12 protein-coding genes are annotated in these 20,964 nt (G+C 50.1%); 3 read left to right on the top strand and 9 right to left on the bottom strand.

The genetic code is table 11. The features are described from left to right. Positions 1–13: 13 nt before the first annotated feature. From ACFQRK_RS17765 to ACFQRK_RS17745, 5 genes are all read right to left on the bottom strand, one after another. Entirely contained in the window at positions 14–2,743 is a 2,730-nt protein-coding gene (locus ACFQRK_RS17765) for a carboxypeptidase-like regulatory domain-containing protein (protein ID WP_379009129.1), read from the bottom strand. Positions 2,744–2,823: 80 nt separating this feature from the next. Next, positions 2,824–4,323 carry a cardiolipin synthase gene (cls, locus tag ACFQRK_RS17760; RefSeq protein WP_379009126.1) on the bottom strand — a complete coding sequence of 500 codons (1,500 nt, stop codon included), beginning with the start codon at positions 4,321–4,323 and terminating at the stop codon, positions 2,824–2,826. An 11-nt stretch (positions 4,324–4,334) separates the two neighbouring features. Next, positions 4,335–5,333, bottom strand: coding sequence for a glutathione synthase (locus ACFQRK_RS17755; protein ID WP_379009124.1), 999 nt, complete (start codon positions 5,331–5,333; stop codon positions 4,335–4,337). A gap of 6 nt (positions 5,334–5,339) precedes the next feature. Beyond that, positions 5,340–7,187 (bottom strand): flavohemoglobin expression-modulating QEGLA motif protein, encoded by a 1,848-nt coding sequence (locus ACFQRK_RS17750; RefSeq protein ID WP_379009122.1) that lies wholly within the window; start codon positions 7,185–7,187, stop codon positions 5,340–5,342. Continuing rightward, positions 7,177–7,977, bottom strand: a complete 801-nt coding sequence (locus ACFQRK_RS17745) for an N-formylglutamate amidohydrolase (RefSeq protein WP_379009120.1) — start codon at positions 7,975–7,977, stop codon at positions 7,177–7,179. The genes ACFQRK_RS17750 and ACFQRK_RS17745 overlap by 11 nt, the downstream gene beginning before the upstream one ends. 142 nt (positions 7,978–8,119) lie before the next feature. On the opposite strand from ACFQRK_RS17745, the gene ACFQRK_RS17740 reads away from it, so the two are divergent. From ACFQRK_RS17740 to ACFQRK_RS17730, 3 genes are all read left to right on the top strand, one after another. Continuing rightward, the gene (locus ACFQRK_RS17740) at positions 8,120–9,295 is read left to right on the top strand and encodes an efflux RND transporter periplasmic adaptor subunit (protein WP_379009118.1); all 1,176 of its coding nucleotides are present in this window, start codon (positions 8,120–8,122) and stop codon (positions 9,293–9,295) included. An 84-nt stretch (positions 9,296–9,379) separates the two neighbouring features. Continuing rightward, the gene (locus ACFQRK_RS17735) at positions 9,380–12,571 is read left to right on the top strand and encodes an efflux RND transporter permease subunit (protein ID WP_379009115.1); all 3,192 of its coding nucleotides are present in this window, start codon (positions 9,380–9,382) and stop codon (positions 12,569–12,571) included. Positions 12,572–12,573: 2 nt separating this feature from the next. Then, positions 12,574–14,028, top strand: coding sequence for an efflux transporter outer membrane subunit (locus ACFQRK_RS17730; protein ID WP_379009113.1), 1,455 nt, complete (start codon positions 12,574–12,576; stop codon positions 14,026–14,028). A 61-nt stretch (positions 14,029–14,089) separates the two neighbouring features. Here ACFQRK_RS17730 and ACFQRK_RS17725 read toward each other — a convergent pair whose 3' ends face one another. The 4 genes from ACFQRK_RS17725 to ACFQRK_RS17710 form a co-directional block, all read right to left on the bottom strand. Further along, positions 14,090–16,072, bottom strand: a complete 1,983-nt coding sequence (locus ACFQRK_RS17725) for an OmpA family protein (protein ID WP_379009111.1) — start codon at positions 16,070–16,072, stop codon at positions 14,090–14,092. 58 nt (positions 16,073–16,130) lie between these two features. After that, the gene (locus tag ACFQRK_RS17720; protein WP_379009109.1) at positions 16,131–16,382 is read right to left on the bottom strand and encodes a hypothetical protein; all 252 of its coding nucleotides are present in this window, start codon (positions 16,380–16,382) and stop codon (positions 16,131–16,133) included. 32 nt (positions 16,383–16,414) lie between these two features. Beyond that, positions 16,415–17,425: a type IX secretion system membrane protein PorP/SprF gene (locus tag ACFQRK_RS17715; protein ID WP_379009106.1), complete on the bottom strand. Its 1,011-nt coding sequence runs from the start codon at positions 17,423–17,425 to the stop codon at positions 16,415–16,417. Between the two features lie 30 nt (positions 17,426–17,455). Continuing rightward, positions 17,456–20,964 (bottom strand): gliding motility-associated C-terminal domain-containing protein (locus ACFQRK_RS17710; RefSeq protein ID WP_379009104.1); only part of this gene is annotated, 3,509 nt, incomplete at its 5' end.

Genomic DNA, 20,964 nt, shown 5'->3' with positions numbered 1-20,964 from the left:
ATTTCTTATTGAATCATTGCTTCACGGTATACCGGTATACGGCGCGACCGATGTTTCCCGTAGCATCCATTCCTTCCACGACCACGCGATAACTGCCGGTCCCATCCGCATTATAGAAATCCAACTGTGCGGTGCCGTCGTCGCCTGCCTTCACCTGAGGATTCCAATATACCGTGGTTCGGATATCGCTCACCGCACGGCGCTCGGGCGTGTCGTATTTGGGTGTGTAAAATTTACGCTCTTCCACGTATCCCAGCGGTGTAAGGTCAACGATGTTGCTCTTTGGCAACAAAGCTTCGATTTGACTCAACGACATCCGCGGTCCTTTTTCCTGCTTTTTGGTTGTATAAATTGATACGACACCATTATTTTGATACATCCGGCTTACGGTGCCCAACTCATCACGTAGAAAGATTTCAATCCCTTCAACCTCCGTGGGCATAATACCGTTGAGTGAGGGCACGTCCATAGCCATACCATTTACAAAAAACTGCACGGGAATCCGTCCGCCCGCATTGTAATCACGGGTAATGTAAAAGAGTTGACTTTGACTGTCATAGGTGATACCGGTAAGCGCAGTTTGCAGGCACATAATGAGGTTGTTGCACCCCTTCAGCCGATCGGCACTGATTTGATGATCAGCCATACCCAATCCCGAAATCGCCGGGTAATCTTTATGTGAAAAGCTTGGTCGCGATGATGCGGTCACTTCCACTTCTTCCAGCAATATGGACGTCCGGTACTCATTGCGGCTATTGGTCAAATAAGGCGCAAGCATATTGTCTATATTTAACACGTTGTCCGCACGGTAGAACGTCGTGTCGATTCCTGGATACCGCGTTGGGTCTACATTAATGACCATGTCGCGATAATTGTCGTTGCCCCGGGCATTGATCGTTACACGCGATGAATCGGTAAACACCAAATCTTTGAATACAAAGCGCCCATTTTCATCGGTATACGTATCCTTACGGAAACTTCGGTCCGGAATGGACAATAATAATCCGCCGTTGACCACCGGCTTTCCATTATTCAATCTCAATACACCGGAAATCTCAATGCCCTGCTCGGGGAAAAAATGTACCTCCGGATAGCGGTCGGCCAAAATCTCTGCATAGGAAAACCGGCGATATCCCTGAGTAAGCAGGAGAACATCCAATGCTTCTTTCTTTTGATCATCCGGCTGATTGAAATAATAGTTGGGCTCTTCCACATACCCTTTCAGATCGGAAGTAAGTAATAAGTTGCTCAGTATGGTTGTCTCCTTATTTTCATCATAAGGGACTTTGGATTCGTCTACCACGGCCACCGAATAATTACCGGCGGTCAGCGTGTCGTTGTTAACGACTTTTATGCCTAATTTGACCAATTGCTTAGTGGTATATTCCTTTTGATCACTGCTAACCGTGATCGATAGCGGTTTAATATTTTCGACGAAGACCAAACGTTCGCTGACCGGCTTGCCTGCGGATGTAAAAAGTGTTAACTGAGCAATACCGGTCGGAAAACGGTCTTTAGGAAGGTTTACCACCACCGCATTATTGCGCAATGCGGCTTGAGCTGCGTAACAAAGTATCCCGTTTGCTTGCGCTATCAGGTAAAACGCTTTGCCCTTATTTGCCGCGAAAAACCGGTCGTTGGCTACGATCGCTAATTGAAGTTCAGACGTGTCCGATTTCACAACCGTGACACTGATTCCCTGTTCGACAACGGGAGGTAACGGAAAACTGCGGCTTTCACCATTTTCAAACGTGATATTGGCGGTATAGGCATCCCCTATTTCTGGTATGAAAGAGACGTATCCCATTCCCTTATGTACATCCGAGAGTGTGGCCACTTCGGTCCCTTTCTGGTTCACAACGCTTCCCTTAACCGATAGCCCACGGCCATCGCTTCCGATTGCCTTGAAGGCCACTTTTTTTGAAAGCCCGGCAATGAGATCTCCACCTTCCGGAAAAAACTGCACATCCGCATCCCAAAGCGCCGACTGAAGCGAAAAGGTCCCCAACATCGGCGGGGCAGCGCTACCCGATTCAAGCGAAACATAGAGATTTCCTTTCCTAAGCTGCTCCCTATCCTTACCGTTGATGTTGATCACTGCATTACCCACGGCATCGGTTTGCCCTTTTCCATCGTCAATGGGTTCCCATCCGGCCTGAGCCGACCAGTTCAGCTTCCGGTTGCCCAACGGCTTTCCCTCCCGATCCTTAAATTGGATAACCGCCTGTGTCCGGGCGCTTTTACCTTTACCAACGTCATTGAACGTAACGTTATAGTGAAGCGCATTATTGAGCACATCCCCTATGGGGATAATCTTATTGAAAAAATAGGCCGGATCGAAATTCACCATCCACTTCGTATACGCCCGAAACCGGTAATTACCCTGACTATACCATTCCTGATCGAGTACCAAATGGCCTTCACCTACGTTGTTAGTCAACGGAATCCGCATAGTCTGCATCAGCGAATCTTTACCATTCATCACTTCCACGTAAACCACCTTACTCAAGTCATAATTATACATATTGCTGGTAAGGTAGGTTTTGAACCATAGCGTGTCGCCCACGGCATAATAAGGTTTGTCAAAATGCAGGTGCACCTTCTCGATGGGATACGCCTCCAGTAGTTTCTGCGTTTTTTCAACCAACGTATTCACAGAGACGCTATCTTGCTGAGCAAACGATTCGATAGATGGGCAACAGATGATAAGAGAATAACAGATTAGCTTAACGATACGGTTCATTCAAATCAGTACTTAGTGCAATAAGTGGCTAAGATATTCTTTTTGGAGGTTTATGCCAAAATTCGGGTCAATTTTAACATTTAGAGCAAAGGGGTCAAGAGCCGGCACAGGGAATCCACCCCACGTTTCCACCGGGGCCGCCGCATCCAAACCTCACGGGTTAAAGGTGTACTATCCAATTTATCCGTTTCAAACTGTTCGTCCAATTGCGCACACAAGTCGGCATCATCGATAATCGCGCTGACTTCAAAATTGATATAGAAGCTACGGATATCCAAATTGACCGTACCGACGTAGGCCAGCCGGCCATCGATGCAAAGCGTTTTTGCATGTATAAAACCCTTTTCATACAAATACACCGTCACACCGCGTTCCAACAACGGCTTCAGAAAGGAAAATGAGGCATGCTGCACGAGAAACGAATCGGACTGAGCAGGCAACATTAACTCAACTTTTACACCCGCTGCAGCCGCCAGCTGAAGTGCGGTACTTACCTCTTCACTAGGAATAAAGTAGGGCGTACAAATTCTTACGGTATGTTCTGCCTCCGCTATGCCGATCAGCATAGCCTCCATATTATAGGGGGCGTTGGAACCGGGGTCGCTGAAAGCAAAGCTTACGGCCGCACTGCCTAGGGGACTCACAGGCGTCGTATGAAAATACCCATCTCGAAGGTTAAAAGGCTGTCCTTCGGCCAGATGCCAGTTCATCCAAAAATGTGTCTGGAGTACGTTTACTGCATCGCCTTGAATTTTTACAGCCGTATCACGCCAATACAGCGGATACCGCCCGCTATTTACATACCGATCACTGATATTGATACCGCCTACGAACGCAGTCCGTCCGTCAATAATTGCTATTTTACGGTGATTTCGGTAATTGCCATTCGCCAGGGAGGTAAATGTAACGGGCATGAACGATATAAACTGGATTCCCGCGTTCATAAAACGCCTTCGTTGACCTCTCAGTTTGGGCGATCCGAATGCATCGGCAATGATCCGAACGGTCACCCCCGCGGCGGCCTTTTTTTCCAGCAAAGCGATCAGCGCAAGGCCAATGTCGTCGGGATCAAAAATATAGTATTCCAAATGGATATGATGAACTGCCTCGCGGACTGCTTGGAACAATTCGGGAAACTTCCGTTCGCCATTGATCAAAAGTTCCACGCTGTTGTGCAGTGAGGGTGGCGCGATCCGTTGATTTTTCAAGAACGTAAATACCCTACTGAGCGGTCCAATGGATTGCCTTAGCACTTCGAGGTTGTCATCCATTATCGGGCTAAGGCGATCCCATACACGCAGTAGCCGGATATGCTTTTCTCGATTTTGTACACGAAATACCTTGATTTTTTTGAATTTTTGACCAAAAAAATAATAAATTACAATCCCGATAACCGGAATAAAAACAATCACCATGATCCATGCAATGGTTTTGGTAGGATTGCGGTTTTCGATCAGGATGGTTACAATGATGGCAACATATACCAACAATAGCGGTACCCAATACCATTGGTAAATAAAAACCCCGATTTGGTGGAGTGTCTGCACAATACCGATCATGCGTAACAAACGTATGACCAAACGTACGCATTTTACTTGGTATTTTCTACCTTCTTTTCGACCGCAGAGATAACCTCATCCATAAAATCCACTTGGTGAAACTCACTAGCATGAATCAGTCCTCCGGGACTAAACACATTGATTTCCATTAGTTTGTCTCCAACAATATCCAATCCAGCCAAAAAAATCCCATCTTGTCTAAGCAACGGACCTACCGTTGCGACAATGCGTTTTATTTCGTTATTCATGACTGCCTTTTTTGCTGTTGCCCCCTGATGGATATTACTCCGGATTTCGCCGGCCTGTTGCACACGTTTGATCGCCGCTACTTTTCCTTCTTTGAACAAGGCTTCCCCATCCATTAAAAACAAACGGGTATCACCTTTCTTTGCAGCGGGCAAGTATTCCTGCGCAATCGCGAACCCGTCCCGACAAATGGCTTCGACAATTTGCTTTCGATTTTTATCGTCTTTTTTATCGATGAGAAATACATTCTTCCCACCGGATCCTTTCAAGGGTTTAAGAATGATTCGATGACGTTGATCACGATAAAAGGCCTCGACGTCTGCCATATTTCGCGTAATGACCGTTTGTGGCCGCACTGACTCCGGAAAATACTGCAAATACATTTTATTTGACGCTTTTATCAGACCATCTGGGTTATTGAGCACCAATACTCCCTGTTGTTGCGCAAGCTGGCCGAACAGCACACCTGCATCTTGCGCCCAGGGTCTTTTCTCCAGATCTGCCGCAGGGTCGTTACGCAGCCACATCACATCCCAGTTTTTTGAATTGGTCAGCTGCTTTTCCTCGGCTATCAACGCTTCCAAAAAGGTGTGCCGTGATCGGAATTCACGGTCAGGCACTCGGCGCGCATGTGCACCAACCCGACCATCCGATAGGTAGACCAGGTCACCAACTCCTGCGTAGTATACCGTATGTCCGCGCCGGTGAGCTTCCAGGGCCAATGCCGTTGTGGTATAGCCTGCCAATTCTTTTCTTACTTGATTGACGATGAATGTGATGGTCATATATTTTTAGTTTATCATTTTAAATACACTACCCCCCTTTTTTATCTCCTCGATCTTCGAGACATAGGGCTTATTGAGGTATTTTGGGTGTAACGGTGAAGGTTTCAAGAGCTGTCGATGCATAAGTTCTTGGATAATGGGGAGATAATCCTGCCTTATTTTACCCACGAGCAACTGGGTAATGTCATTACCCTGCTTCACGTACTCGATAACGTTCAGCAAGCCTTTAAGGTATACCGAATCTTTCGTCAGTCCTCCCCCTCGATAAACCCGCATCGTGATGTAAAAGGCAGTTTCAGGAATAAAGCGGTATTTATCTACCAACAAATCAAACGTGTCGGTAAATGGATTGCCGGCAAGCATATTGTGAACGGCCAATACCCGAGCCGCTAAAATGCGCATCCGTTGGTTGGTCAATCCGCCTGTCATATACTCGCTTAATACCGCGAGGCCCTCCTGCAATTGTTCGTAGCCGGGCACGCCCACATAGAAGAGTTTAAAGGGTTGGGCCATGCCATTATAATACGTAGCCACGTGCGTACCTACCTCGTGCTGCAAGAGGGAGAACGCCCGCTCCTTCGATATCCGATACCGGCTGCTGATGTTAAGCGTTCCGCGGGAAACCATAACCCCTTCCACGTCGTCCCGAACACGCACAGCCGTAGACACCCGGCTATATTGCTGTTTCAAGTATTCCAATTCGATTTTGGCCAACTCCGCAAAGGCATTCGCGTCCAGCATTTCACTTTCTCTGGGCGCCTTTTGCGGCTCAGATGCGACCAATATGGCGCGGGCCGTCTCAAGCAAATTTTCTTCCACGTTACCGAAAACCTGCTGACTGCTGTATAGGAAATCTGGCTTCTCCCGCTCGCTCAACATGTTCAGCATCCGATCGATTTCCTTACGTTTATCTCGGAAAAGGTATGCCATGGTTGGGTCTGAAATATCTTCTATCGGCAGATTATATAATTTCCGCTTGATGAGTTCGGGGTCTATCGGCATGGGGCGATAATGGAATGTAGGATTTTTCCGGTACTTCCGCTGTGAAAAAACCTCCCAGGCTTCCAGTGCATTGATCGGTGTCACCAATAGCAAAAAATCAAATTGATTGCTGTATTCCGCAAGCTTTTCATCAATTTCCCATACGGACTTATGCAGTTCTGTGGTCCCCAGCATCTCGAAATGTGCCGCACTATACGAGGTTTTCATTCGCACAAATTCGAAAAAGCTTTTACGCAACGCCTTTCCAAAATATTCGCGAAGCTCGCGCAGAAACAACGGATAAGGCGCTCCGGTCTGTTGATTGATGTAAACCGGCCTGATTTCCAATCCGAGTAGAATAATCTCGTTCTTCCGTGCTCCTTCCGCATCGAACAACGCCGTGTAATATGGCGGTGAAGGCATCTTTTTATCTTTTTCCAGTACGGTGTGTACGCCCGGCACCTGGGTTAGGTGAATCCGCTGTAATTCGGATTGCAATTTTTCGGCTATCGGCAACGCACTTTTCTGACTGATGTGAATGCTGAACGTCGGGGAATCCACCCGGTTGGATAACCAGACCTCCAAAAGCATGAACCCACCGAACTTATCGGCCATGGCCCCGGCTATCGCCTGGATAACCGGATTTATGGGACATTCCGCCGTGTCTGGCGCTACCAAATACGCCGACTCCGTTTTCCCAAGGGTCGATGTAAAGGTATCGGCTCCGTCCGGCGGGACACGATACACCAACAAGTAGGGAAGCGCTCTTTCGATACGGAGCTCGCCCCCACAGGGCAAACTCATAAACAAAGGCTTGCCATTTTTCAGCTTATCAAGAATCCGTTGGATATATTTCTTATCCTTAATGTCCATGAAAGATCGAAGTTTTAGCGGGTATGTCAAGCATGTGCATCAAGAACGGAACACACCCCGCCAGCATCGTTTGAATATAATTCAAATGCTGTATATCCACCCAACCCGTCCATTCGTCCATAAACGTTTTCTTAAATTCCAGCGAAAACACACAGCCATACTCGCCATAATTGCGGTTAATCCATTCTGAAAAACCACCCCCTTTGAATTTGACATTTTCGCGTACATCCAGAAGCCGGCCTTCAAAGCGATGATGCGCCAGAAAACTAGTCAGACAATGGCCAAGCGGCTTCCATTTCTCATGATTATGGGCGGTTCCAATATTAATTTCCGGATTTTCTCCGGTATTCGCAGGTTTGTCGGGATGCATGCGCCGATGGTTGTAACTATGGATGTCCAGCACAACAAATTTCCCGAACAATGCGAGGGTCCATTGCAACAATTGGTCGATATCCCGATAAAATCGATCATATCCCTGCAAAAGCCGTTCGACCATCAATTCGGGCAAACTGGGGCGCCATACCGTCAATCCCCACGCATCTTCCGGCTTACGGTATACCGCCAGCTCCCGCCTACGGTTGAGATCAACCTGAAATCTGGAGGTTTCCACAAGGACTCTGCTGACGGGCAGGTTCGCCATATAACCTGTATAGGGATCTTCTTCACGAAAGCGCTCATGTTCCTGTAGATGCATATAGTCCATCAGGGGGACCGCTAACCTATGGCCTTGATGGATGGCAGTTGCAATGATAGGAATTTGTTCTTTGTGTAGGGTGTAAACCAAATCCATTTGGAATCATAACACGTTTTGGCAGGAAATGTTTGGCACGCTATCTGACCCCCTATCCAGTAGCCGGTATGGCATAAAAACCACGGTCCATACGCAACGGAACAAACAAAACATAGGCACTAAGACAAAAAATCGCAGGAACATGAACATTTCGATTAAATTAAACATCAAAACACTCATAATCATTGGATTACTCGTCTTATCATTATTTATCATTTTCAGCTGCACAACCGGATCTTCAAAGACAAACGATGCAGAAAATAATGCAATCGCTTTACCTGTGCAAAATCTAGATACCGCAACTGCTACCACGGTAAAAGACTATCTGGGCACGATAGAAGGGAAAGTGAATGTGGAAATACGTCCCCAAGTTGAGGGGGTTTTGGAGGAAATATATGTTGATGAAGGTGCATTTGTAAAGGAAGGGCAAAAACTCTTCAAGATCAATCCGCAGCCCTATCAGGAGCAATTAAATAATGCCATCGCTAACGAAAATGTGGAAAAGGCTAAACTGGAAAATGCCAAGCTGGAAGTAGACCGATTGAAGCCGCTGGTAGACAACGACGTGATTTCAGATGTGAGGCTGCGGACAGCCATGTCTGATTATGATGTGGCCAAAGCATCGCTCGCCCAAGCCTCTGCCGCTGTGGCAAGTGCTCGCATTAATCTGGAATTTACTACGATCAAGGCCCCGGTAAGTGGCTTTATCGGACGTATTCCCAAACGAGTCGGCAACCTAGTAAGCAGCAGCGACCCATTAACCGAACTTTCCGACATCAGTGAAGTCTATGTGTACTTTGCGATGAGTGAATCGGATTTCCTTTATTTCCGGAAAAAATATGGTAAACCGGACTCTACCTCTACCGGCACCACTGACACTGTGCAGCTGATTCCAAATGTATCGTTGGTTATGGCCGATGGCAGCGTCTACCCGGAAAAGGGGGTGGTGGATGCTATCAATGGACAGGTAAACCGCACCACCGGAGCCATCAGCCTGCGGGCCACATTTCCTAACAAAGACCACGTGCTTCGTTCGGGAAACACCGGTACGTTGAAAATGGAAGAACGCCAAACCGGTGCACTCACTGTACCTCAGGTAGCTACCACCGAATTGCAGGATAAAATTTTTGTATATACGCTCCAGCACGATAACCGGGTCAAGCAAAAAGCTATTGAAGTAGCCGGGAAGAGCGGGAAGCAGTATATCGTGCAGAGTGGCGTCAAACCAGGCGACCGAATCGTGCTATCCGGTCTTGACAAACTCACCGATGGAATGGAAATTAAGCCCTTAAATGTTCCGTCGGTATCCGCCGAATAATTTCTTTCTCTATTTTATTTGCAATAACGCATAGGCCATTGGCGGTCGCGATACCGCTTTGGCACGCGTTCAAAAAATATTGTAATGCTAAAGACATTCATTAATAGACCCGTATTAGCCACCGTCATTTCGACATTGCTGGTGATTCTCGGATTGGTATCCATGTGGCAACTACCCATTACGCGATTCCCGGAAATTGCGCCGCCAAGCGTCACCGTTTCCACTTCTTATCCAGGTGCCAATGCGGAGACGGTAGCGGGGGCGGTACTGCTGCCCATCGAAGAAGCGATCAACGGCGTGCCAAACATGACCTACATCCGATCATCGGCTACCAATTCCGGGTCCGGAAATATCACCGTTTTTTTTAAAACGGGTACGGACCCGAACCAGGCCTCCGTAAACGTACAGACACGCGTCTCCAAGGCCAATGCCCGTATTCCCGCAGAAGTCATCGAATCGGGCATCACCGTAGAACCCCGACAGAGCGGAATCATTATGACCATCAACATCTTCAGCAACCGTGCAGATTCCCTCTATGACGAAACGTTCTTGCAAGCTTATGCCCAGATCAACCTAATGCGTGAGCTTGCGCGCGTGGAGGGTGTGGGCGAAGTGCGGCGCGTCGGGGCTCGTGATTATTCCATACGCACTTGGTTAAACCCCGAAAAGATGGCGGTATATGGCTTGGTGCCCCAAGATGTCCGGGCGGCAATCCGGGACCAGAATTTCGAGATTGCTCCGGGAAAATTCGGAGAAACCTCCGATGAAGCTTTTGAAACCATTCTACGCCACCAGGGCCGGTTTACGAAGCCCGAGGAATTCGAACAGATTGTCATCAAAACCAATGAAGATGGTTCTGTCCTTTACCTGAAAGACATCGCCCGGGTCGAACTCGGGGCCACTAATCTGGGAAGCGACAACAAAGTAAACGGCTATCCCGGACTTACGCTGAACATTCTTCAGACCAGTGGTTCCAATGCAAGGGAAATCGACATTCAGATACGCGAGGTGTTAGAGCGGCTCTCCAAGGATTTTCCGGATGGCATCCAATATGAAATATCGTACAGTGTACGTGATCAGATTGATGAGTCCATTAGCCAGGTGCAACACACCATTTTCGAAGCATTTATCCTGGTATTTATCATCGTATTCATCTTTCTCCAAGATTTCCGATCTACACTCATTCCTGCCATCGCCATTCCGGTTTCGCTGGTTGGCACTTTCTTTTTCCTTCAGCTGTTCGGATTTTCTATCAACGTACTGACCATGTTCGCCCTTGTGTTGGCCATTGGGATCGTGGTTGACGACGCCATTGTCGTCGTGGAGGCCGTCCACCAAAAAATGCACTCAACAACCCTCGGTCCGAGGAAAGCAACCCTTTCTACAATGAGTGAAATCAAGCGTGCCATTGTCTCCATTACCTTGGTTATGGCCGCGGTCTTTTTCCCGGTCGGCTTCATGGGAGGGCCATCGGGCGTATTTTTCCAGCAATTCGCCTATACACTGGCTACCGCCATCCTCATTTCCGCGCTGAATGCGCTTACGCTGACTCCTGCCCTTTGCGCCTTGTTACTTAGAAGGTCCGATGCGCATCCCACGCCTACAACCGCTGCCGATGCCGTGGCTGATGGCAGCATAAAAAAAGAACGCGGCTTCAAGGGGTTTAAATCCAGGTTTTTCAGTGCATTCAATACCGGATTTGCTACCGTGACCAACCAATATATCGGTTCACTCCGCTTTTTCATTGCACGTAAATGGTTAGCCATCGGCGGGCTGGCTTTTGTCACTGCCGTAGGCATATGGATGATGAACCGCACGCCATCCAGTTTCATTCCCGCGGAAGATGATAGCTTCATCACGTACGCACTTTCTATGCCGCCCGGCGCGTCATTGGCCCGAACCACGGATGCCCTTTCCAAAGCAGACAGTATCCTGAGAAAAAGGGAAGCTATTGAAGGCATGACGACCGTCTCGGGATATAATGCCATTGATGCAAGCGCGAGTTCCGCATTTGCGGTCGGATATATCAATCTCAAACCTGCAAAAGAACGGGGCGAGATTCGTAACATCAATGCCATCATGGACACGATACGCAACGATTTAGCCCAAATCACCGAAGCATCATTCAGCGTATTTCCGCGCCCCACTATTCAGGGGTTTGGCGACTTTTCCGGTCTTGAATTTGTGTTGCAGGACCGCATGGGTGGTTCGATGTGGGATTTTGGCATGGTAGCAGACACCTTCATGCGCGAATTGGAGAAACGACCGGAAATCGCGTCTGCCTACACCACATTCAATGCGAATTTTCCCCAATACCTTTTGGAGGTGGATCCTGTAAAAGCGAAGGCACTGGGGGTGAGCATCAATGAGATGATGCGGACCATACAAGGGTATTACGGACGCGTCATGGTAAGCGATTTCAACCGTTTCGGACGGCAATACCGTCTTTATATGCAAGCGGATTTTGAATTCCGTGCTGAACCCGAATCGTTCAAATCCATCTTTGTCCGCAATACCAGCGGTGAGATGGTACCGGTAAATACAATTGTGAAACTCCGGAAGGTAATGGGGCCTGAAATCGTAAACCGCTATAATCTGTATAACGCCATTGCCATCAATGCCATTCCGTCGGAAGGACACAGTACCGGCGAGGCCATGCGGGCTATGGAAGAAACGGCTGCGGCTTACCTGCCTGGCAACTACAGTTATGAGTGGACCGGGATGAGTCTGGAAGAAAGCCAATCGGGCAATGAAACCCTATTGATTTTTGCACTGAGCATCATCTTCGTCTACTTTCTGCTGGCTGCGCAATACGAAAGTTACATCTTGCCGTTGGCGGTAATGCTCTCGGTTCCCGTAGGGCTGATCGGCGTATACGCTATTATTAATCTTGTCGGACTGGAAAACAACATCTATGTTCAGGTGGGACTTATTATGCTCATCGGGCTATTGGCTAAAAACGCCATTCTCATTGTGGAATTTGCGGTCCAGCAACGCCAGGCAGGGTTGAGCATCTATGAATCGGCTATTGAAGGTGCGCGTATGCGGCTTCGTCCGATTTTGATGACTTCCCTTGCATTTGTAGCCGGATTGATTCCACTTATGTGGACAGTAGGACCTTCCGCACAGGGTAACCATTCCATCAGCTTTGGAGCCGCCGGAGGCATGCTAATCGGGGTTACGCTCGGCGTATTCATTATTCCCGTATTGTATGTGATGTTCAAACACCTGGATGAACGGGTAAAAACCAAATTAACCACAAAGGAGGAAGATTAATCATGAAGGCCATCATTCGACATACTGGATTAGCCCTTATTTTCGGCTGCTTTTTGCTCTCTGCCTGCAAAATGGGAAAGGACTACGTGCGCCCGGCACTCCCTTTAACCGATACCTTTAGAGGAAGCAACCAGACCACAGACTCCACTACCATTGCAGACATTCCGTGGAATGACTTTTTCACCGATAGCATGCTAACGATGCTAATCGATAGCGCCATCGTCAACAACTACGATATGCAAACGGCACTGAAGAACATCGAAATAGCCAATCAATCGTTGCGGCAATCGCGAGCAGCTTTCTTACCGGAAATCGAAGCCCAACTGGGAGGAACGAATCATCAGTGGCGATCCCGCGATTTCTACGGCTCCCCCTCTTCGGGTTGGTATGATCAGGAAGGGGAAGGATCTCCACCGGAGAATCTGTTCATGTACCAATCGCAATATGCATCGTCGATCGGCGTGAGTTGGGAGTTGGACATCTGGGGGAAGCTACGTCGACAGAAAGAAAGCGCGTTGGCTGAGTACCTGCAAACGTTTGAAGCCCGAAAAGCCATCCAAACCAGCCTCGTAGCAGCCATTGCCGAGGGGTATTATAACCTACTTATGCTGGATGCACAACTGGAAGTTGCGCAACGCAATCTTAAACTCAACGACAGTACCCTCCAGATCGTTAAACTGCAAAGGGATGCAGGCGAAGTCAGCTCACTGGCTATCCAGCAAACCCAATCGCAAATGCTGGTCGCTGCCTCCCTCATCCCGCAATTGGAACAGGACATAGCAATCCAGGAGAACTCCCTGAGGGCATTGACCGGACGGATGCCAGACAGCGTATATCGCTCATCTGCCTTGATGGATTGGCGCATGCAGGGTGCTTACGATGCCGGCGTACCGTTACAGCTGCTTGTCAACCGGCCCGATGTTCGCGAAGCCGAGCTCACACTACGAGCGGCTAATGCCGAAGTGGGCGTAGCGCAGGCATACCGATACCCATCCCTTACGATTGAAGCTTCGGGAGGCATCAACGCAATGCTTCCCCAAAATTGGTTCAACATTCCCGGAGCCTTATTTGGCGGGATTATCAGCGGCGTCACCCAACCCATCTTTGCCGGACGGCGGCTAAAAACGCAACATGAAATTGCAAAATTGGAACGTGATAAAGCCGAGATCAGCTTTCAGCAAACGGTAATGGATGCCGTGCATGAGGTGACCAACGCCCTTGTAATGGTCGAAAAACTCAACGAACAACATGCCATTGCTGAGCAGCGGGTAGCCACTGCCCAACTCGGCGTAAAAAACGCAAATTTACTTTTTAAAAGCGGTGAGGCCACCTATTTAGAAGTAATCACCGCCCAAAGCAATGCGCTCAACAGCGAACTTGACCTCGTGAGTGTAAAGCAGCAACAACTCAACGCAAAAGTAACGTTATACCGTGCGTTGGGTGGCGGATGGAAATAGGATAAAAAGCCAGTCTAATTTAATAGACTGGCTTTAGCGGCATTCGGTTGATAACAAACGCTTAATATGCTAATACGGTTACCTCCGTACGGCGGTTGGCCTGATGGTCCTCCCGGCTGCACGGCACACCATTACCGCAGCCGTTTACCAACCTTGTTTCGCCGTATCCCATCGCAACCATACGGTCTCGTGCTATTCCCCGGCTTACCAAGTAATCCACTGCCGCTTGCGCACGTCGCTGTGAAAGTGCCATATTGTATGCGTCGCTACCCCGGCTGTCCGTATGGCTTGAGAGCTCGATCTTCAATGTTGGATTATCGCGTAGCGTCCGTACCAGCTCGTCCAATATGGCCGCAGCGTCTGGGCGGATGTTGTGTTTATCGAAATCGTAATAAATGTTTTCCAGTTCGAAAGTTTTGCCTACCTCAAAAACGGGCTCAAGCAATAAAGCCACCTCCAGCGTGTCAGACTTCGTCATCCCCAGCGTGCTTACCCTGGCGGAATCTGCGTGGTACCCCTCTTTTTGGCCCAATACAGTATATGACCTGTTTTTATCCAAAACAAATTCGAAAGCGCCATTACCATCGCTGCTTCGCTTTGCAACGATTTCACGATCGCCGTCATAAAGCGTTACCGTTGCCCCTTCCAAGCGTTTACCATTGCTCTTATCGGCCGTTGTCCCTCTTAAGATAATGATGATTTTGGGCTTTTCGAACGTAAACGAATAAATATCATCCCCGCCTTTGCCGCCGCGCCGGTTGGAAGATAAATAGCCGGCTAAACCTTCCTCACCCGCATAAGTAAGCAGGTAGGCAAAATCATCTCCCGAAGAATTAACCGGAAACCGTAAATTCCAAGGCGATGTCCATTGCTGCCCGCCACCCTGGGTTTCAAACACATCCAGTCCACCCATACCTGCAAACCCATCGCTCGAATAATATAACGTATTGTCCGGACCAACGTTGGGAAAAAGTTCATCACCCATGCTATTTATGGTTTTCCCGGCGTTCAGCGGCGTTCCCCAACTGCCGTCGGTCTGCTTTTCACAGTACCAGATATCCGTGCCTCCTAACCCACCAGGCATATCGCTCACGAAGTACAACGTATTGCCGTCTGTGCTGACTGCGGCATGGCCCACCGAATATTCCGCAACGTTATTATACGGAAATGGTTCCGCCCGCCAGTTACCGTCATCCCCTAGTGTATACCTATAGAGTTCCAACGTGTTGGTCCGGTATTTACGCCGTTCTTCTCGGGCGACATTTCCGTTTTTCCCGGTGTATGTCCGTGTCACGTACAGCGTGGCACCATCTGCATCGGCTGCTACCGGGCCGATGTGAAAAGGTGCATTATTGATACCATCAACGGCAATCACGGCGTTTGAAAGCCCATTGTCCGCACCGCGATCCGCCGTGTACACGCGCAAAAAGGAGTTGCCCGTCCAACCATACGTCCCCACACCGCGCATATGAGCATCCGGCTCGCCGGTGTAATACACCTTGTCGCCGGCCGGAAACACCGAAAATTCCGAAAGCGACGTATTGACTGCTTCGTTGCGTAGCCTATGCACCGTTGGGTTAGCCATCCATATTATTGCTGAATCGCAGCCGGCTAATTTCATCGCCACCCGCCCACTATCGCCTGTTTGGCTTACGTAGCCTACCAATTGCTTTTTGGCTTCGGCATATTTCCCGTTTAATTTCAACACCTCGCCATAGCGGATCAGGTTTTCCGGATCACTGTCTTCCATACTCACTACGCGCGCATACCAGTTTTCAGCCGCCTCATAGTCCTTCATTTGGGCGTAGCAAAGGGCCAACCGCTCCAAATCAGCTAAGCGGGGCTTATCGGTATCGACCAGCTTTTGGTAAAGCACGGCAGCATTCGCATATTCGTATTTACGGAAAACCTGCTCCGCACGGTCCCGTAAGCTCAGCTGTTCTTGCCCAGATACGGGACAAACTGCCACGCCTATCGTTAAAAAGCCGCCAAGCACGAGCACGAAACTGCAATGGCGTAACTTATCGATCAAATTTTCCTTCATTGGTAAGATTGTTTTTATGTTGTTCGACTAACTTCCAGTTGATTGTCTTTGGTGAATATCATCGGTCACCCTTGTCCTTTATCTGCTTTATGTATTGGATAATTCTCAAAATGTATTGATACGCCTTCAACTCATCTACGATCTCTAGTTCAATCTCTCCCCAGGAAATCAAGTGACCCCGCCCATGGTGCTTTGAAATCAAGATGGGAAACCATTCTTTTCCCTTGGTCCAGATTTCCAACCTAGGGTCATCCCTAATGTATGAAAAACCAGGTTCTTCGGCATCTAAATAGTTCGTTATGCTATCCAACAACATCGATATCCAATGGCAAGGGCCACTTTTTAAAAGAATCGCGGACTCAATAACCGGTTCGATCGCTGTCCGAATGTGATACCCAATGTAAACTCATGTGATCCGTTTTGAACGCTGCTTAGTCGACTTAGGATGTAATCATAAGAATATCCCACCCTAAGCTTAGGGGTTACGTACAGCTGGGCTATCGCTGATACGGAGTTTTGTTTGCTCAACCTGTTGCCCGTAAGCCGTGCATATTCGCGCTTGAATACGGTCACCCCTGTGCGCCAACCACCGCCGATCCAGAACCGGTTATCAAAGATAAACATGGCGTTCACGTCTACACTCGTAGGTCCTTTGAAATCCTCCTTCACCAACACACTTGGGCGTAATTTCAGTCCGCTGTCGAAGTTGACCAACGCACCGCCGATAGCGTAAAGATGTCTCCGTCGGCGGATATTGTCTGTGGTGGTATTATCCCAGCGAAAAATGTTGTTACTTTGGTCGCCCGACAACAGGTCCATTACCGATATCCCTGCATACCAATGCGTATTATAATAATACACGCCGAATCGCACATCCGGGATAAAACTGTTGATTCGCCCTGCAGGGATCACGCCATCCACCTGGTCGTTGGGACGTAGCTTTGCGCCGTCCAAGCTGTATTGAGTCACACCTGCACCAATGCCAAAACTCAGCCGTTGCGTATCTTCGTCGTTAAGCCGCAGCCGAAACGCGTAATTCGCGTAAACCGAAGTAGCCGATTGCGGCCCCAAGCGATCTGCCGTAGCCTGTAATCCGATCCCGTGCCTCTTTTGGTAAGGGTCTACCACGCCGTCGATTGAAATCGTGCCCGTTTCTGGTGCACCTTCAATACCTACCCATTGGCTACGTAGCCCCAACTGTCCAAACCATTCCTCTTTGTATCCGGTATAAGCCGGGTTAACGCTCATTGAATTAAAAATGTATTGCGTAAACTGGATGTTCTGTTGCGCCTTGGCTACCATCCCCATGCAGGAGAAGGTGAGCAGCATTGACGTCTTTATGATATGCTTCATGTTATAATTGTTCATTGCTAAAAACCTCCCCTATTTCCGTTTAATCACTAACCAGCCTTTATGGACGGTTTCCGCGCCATCTTTCTTCAGCGTAATTAAGTAATAATACGTTCCTTCACTTAGGCCTTGCGCACTCCAATCCTGTTTATAGCTACGGCTTCTATAAACCTCATTGCCCCAGCGGTTGAAGATGGTCACCTCCGCATTGTCGTAGTCAGATAGCCCAATGATCACGAAGCGGTCATTCTGTCCATCGCCGTTCGGTGTAATGACATTCGGAATATGGAATCCCGAAACCGTGATGCGCACAGTAGCCATATTCGTCCAGTTGCCGTTGGTATCCATCACACGGTAGGTGAATTCATCCGGACCGGTATAATACTGATTTGGCGTGTAAGTCACCGTGCCGTCCGGGTGTACCTGCAGCGTGCCGTGCTGCGGCTGGCTTACGATTTCAATTGTTGAAGGATCGAGGGGCGCCGTATCTGCTTGGTCATTATCGACCAGCAGCATCTTCAACGGCCCATTGAATGAACCGGTTTGCGTATCATCCGACGCTTTGGGCTCACTCCTTATCACCGTAATCGCAATGGTCGCTGGATCTGATTGCAAACCGTTGTCATCGCTCATCACATACCGAATGGAGGTCGTTCCATAAAATTCTCGTACCGGTGTAAAGGTGACCGTGCCATCAGCCGCCACACTGTACGTGCCTTCACCCGCAATCGTCACCGCTGTGCTTTCCTCGCCGGTTGCGGGGTCGATTAACCTCACCGTTGTTGGGTCAATGTCGCTGCTACCTTCCTCGTCGTTGTTGACAACTGCGATCGTCACCGGCGTATTTTGCGGTGTTGATTTCTCGTCATCCAACGACTCAGGACCTTCGGCTACCGGCACCAATGTTGGCACGTCGTTGGTCACATCATCGCCCGATATATCCTCAATTGCGACACCCGCGGGACTTTTTGCAGCGACTGTTGCGCTGGTTATCACTTGTTTCGCGAGTATGTCTGCTGCCGTGATCTTATAGCGGAATGTGCGTATAAAGCTCTCTCCCGGTGCCAGTGTCTCATCTACGAGCACATCCTTCAGACCAAGTTTCGCGTCGTTCAATACAAAGTCCTTCAAGGTCGTATTGCCGGTATTGGTTACCGTAAACCGGTACTCGATCTCATCTCCTACGAGGAACGCACCGTTTCTTCCGGATCCCTGGTTGGTCGCCACCGCTACCAGCGCAACATCCGGCTTCACCGCAATCGGCGTAATCGTACAGTCCTTGCAATCTTCATTTACGGGTGCATCCGGGTCCGCCGGGTCAGGATCGCGAGAGTCGTTTTGAACCGGCTTTCCGTTTGGTCCTTCGCCACTCACTTCAGCTTGATTATATACGAATCCAGCGTCGATATCGGCTTGCGTAATGGTGTGGGTAGCTGTCGCATTGACGCTCTCCCCTGGCAGCAACTTCGCTATTGCCTCCGGCGAAAGACTACCAGCATCGGCATTCTCGTCTGATATTTCGATGTTGCTTAACGTTACATTTCCAGTATTTGTCACGACCAAATCATAGACAATCACATCGCCAACTTGCACATATTCACCTGGTCGGGTTCGTTTCGTAATGGTAATCGCCAATGACTGCGTCAATTCCGCCCTGGTCGGATCAGCCGAACCCGGGGTATCGGGGTCGTCCGAATCGGCGGTCACCGGATCACCGACCGGATCCTCGCCCGTGACCGTCGCCTGATTGCTTACACCACCGCTGTTCAGGTCATCCAATGTGATGGCATGTGTAACCGTTATTGTCGTGCTCGCACCCGGTGCCAGCGTACCGATGTTCTCCTGGCCGGCAGGGATAACCGCGTTAGCATCCGCAAGCACGATGTTGTCAACCGTCACATTGCCCGTGTTGGCAACCGTGATGTCGTAGGTGATCACGTCGTCCGTGCCGTCGTAAGGGCCCGTGCTAGTGACCACCTTGGTCACCGTCAGCTCCGGCGTCTGCACCACGTCCGTACTTGTCGGATCATTTGGATCAGCCGTACCCGGATCATCCGAGTCGTCCGTCACCGGGTCACCGGCCGGATCCTCGCCCGCGGCCCTGGCCTGGTTGCTCACGCTGCCCGCGTCAAGGTCCGCCTGCGTGATGGCATGCGTAACCGTGATGGTCACTTCAGCTCCAGGTGCCAGCGTGCCGATGTTCTCCTGTCCCGCAGGGATAACCGCGTTGGCATCCGTCAGTACGATGTTGTCAACCGTCACGTTGCCCGTGTTGGCAACCGTGATGTCATAGGTGATCACGTCGTCCACCGTGTTATAAGGTCCCGCGCTGGTGATGACCTTGGTCACCGTCAGCTCCGGCGTCTGAACCACGTCGGTATCCGTCGGGTCGTCTGGGTCGGTGGTATCCGGGTTATCCGAATCGTCCGTCACCGGGTCACCGGCCGGGTCCTCGCCCGTGGCCGTCGCCTGGTTGCTCACGCTGCCCGCGTCAAGGTCCGCCTGCGTGACCGCATGCGTAACCGTTATCGTCGTGCTCGCGCCCGGTGCCAGCGTGCCGATGTTCTCCTGCCCGGCAGGGATCACCGCGTTGGCATCCGTCAGTACGATGTTATCGATCGTCACGTTGCCCGTGTTGGCAACCGTGATGCCGTAGGTGATCACGTCGTCCTTGCTGTCATAAGGTCCCGCACTGGTGATGACCTTGGTCACCGTAAGCTCGGGAGTCTGCACCACGTCCGTATCTGTCGGGTCGTCTGGGTCGGTGGTATCCGGGTTATCCGAATCGTCCGTCACCGGGTCACCGGCCGGGTCCTCGCCCGTGGCCGTAGCCTGGTTGCTCACGCTGCCCGCGTCAAGGTCCGCCTGCATGACCGCATGCGTAACCGTTATCGTCGTGCTCGCGCCCGGTGCCAGCGTGCCGATGTTCTCCTGTCCCGCAGGGATCACCGCGTTGGCATCCGTCAGTACGATGTTATCGATCGTCACGTTGCCCGTGTTGGCAACCGTGATGCCGTAGGTGATCACGTCGTCCGTGCTGTCATAAGGTCCCGCACTGGTGATGACCTTCGTCACCGTAAGCTCGGGAGTCTGCACCACGTCCGTATCTGTCGGGTCGTCGGGGTCGGTGGTATCCGGGTCGTCCGAGTCGTCCGTTACCGGATCACCTACCGGATCCTCGCCCGTGGCCGTCGCCTGGTTGCTCACGCTGCCCGCGTCAAGGTCCGCCTGCGTGACCGCATGCGTAACCGTTATCGTCGTGCTCGCGCCCGGTGCCAGCGTGCCGATGTTCTCCTGCCCCGCAGGGATCACCGCGTTGGCATCCGTAAGCACGATGTTGTCAACCGTCACGTTGCCCGTGTTGGCAACCGTGATGTCATAGGTGATCACGTCGTCCGTGCTGTCATAAGGTCCCGCACTGGTGATGACCTTCGTCACCGTAAGCTCGGGAGTCTGCACCACGTCCGTATCTGTCGGGTCGTCGGGGTCGGTGGTATCCGGGTTATCCGAATCGTCCGTCACCGGATCACCTACCGGATCCT

The organism is Parapedobacter sp. GCM10030251 (assembly GCF_042666505.1).
GTDB lineage: Bacteria > Bacteroidota > Bacteroidia > Sphingobacteriales > Sphingobacteriaceae > Parapedobacter.
The sequence above is the reverse complement of the archived record's forward strand: the minus strand, read 5'-3'. Positions and strand labels throughout refer to the sequence as shown.

Excerpts from the sequence above, each read along its gene's own strand:
- ACFQRK_RS17765 (WP_379009129.1), bottom strand. The coding sequence starts at position 2,743 with ATGAACCGTATCGTTAAGCTAATCTGTTATTCTCTTATCATCTGTTGC.
- ACFQRK_RS17755 (WP_379009124.1), bottom strand. The coding sequence starts at position 5,333 with ATGACCATCACATTCATCGTCAATCAAGTAAGAAAAGAATTGGCAGGC.
- ACFQRK_RS17750 (WP_379009122.1), bottom strand. The coding sequence starts at position 7,187 with ATGGACATTAAGGATAAGAAATATATCCAACGGATTCTTGATAAGCTG.
- ACFQRK_RS17745 (WP_379009120.1), bottom strand. The coding sequence starts at position 7,977 with ATGGATTTGGTTTACACCCTACACAAAGAACAAATTCCTATCATTGCA.
- ACFQRK_RS17740 (WP_379009118.1), top strand. The coding sequence starts at position 8,120 with ATGAACATTTCGATTAAATTAAACATCAAAACACTCATAATCATTGGA.
- ACFQRK_RS17735 (WP_379009115.1), top strand. The coding sequence starts at position 9,380 with ATGCTAAAGACATTCATTAATAGACCCGTATTAGCCACCGTCATTTCG.
- ACFQRK_RS17730 (WP_379009113.1), top strand. The coding sequence starts at position 12,574 with ATGAAGGCCATCATTCGACATACTGGATTAGCCCTTATTTTCGGCTGC.
- ACFQRK_RS17725 (WP_379009111.1), bottom strand. The coding sequence starts at position 16,072 with ATGAAGGAAAATTTGATCGATAAGTTACGCCATTGCAGTTTCGTGCTC.
- ACFQRK_RS17715 (WP_379009106.1), bottom strand. The coding sequence starts at position 17,425 with ATGAAGCATATCATAAAGACGTCAATGCTGCTCACCTTCTCCTGCATG.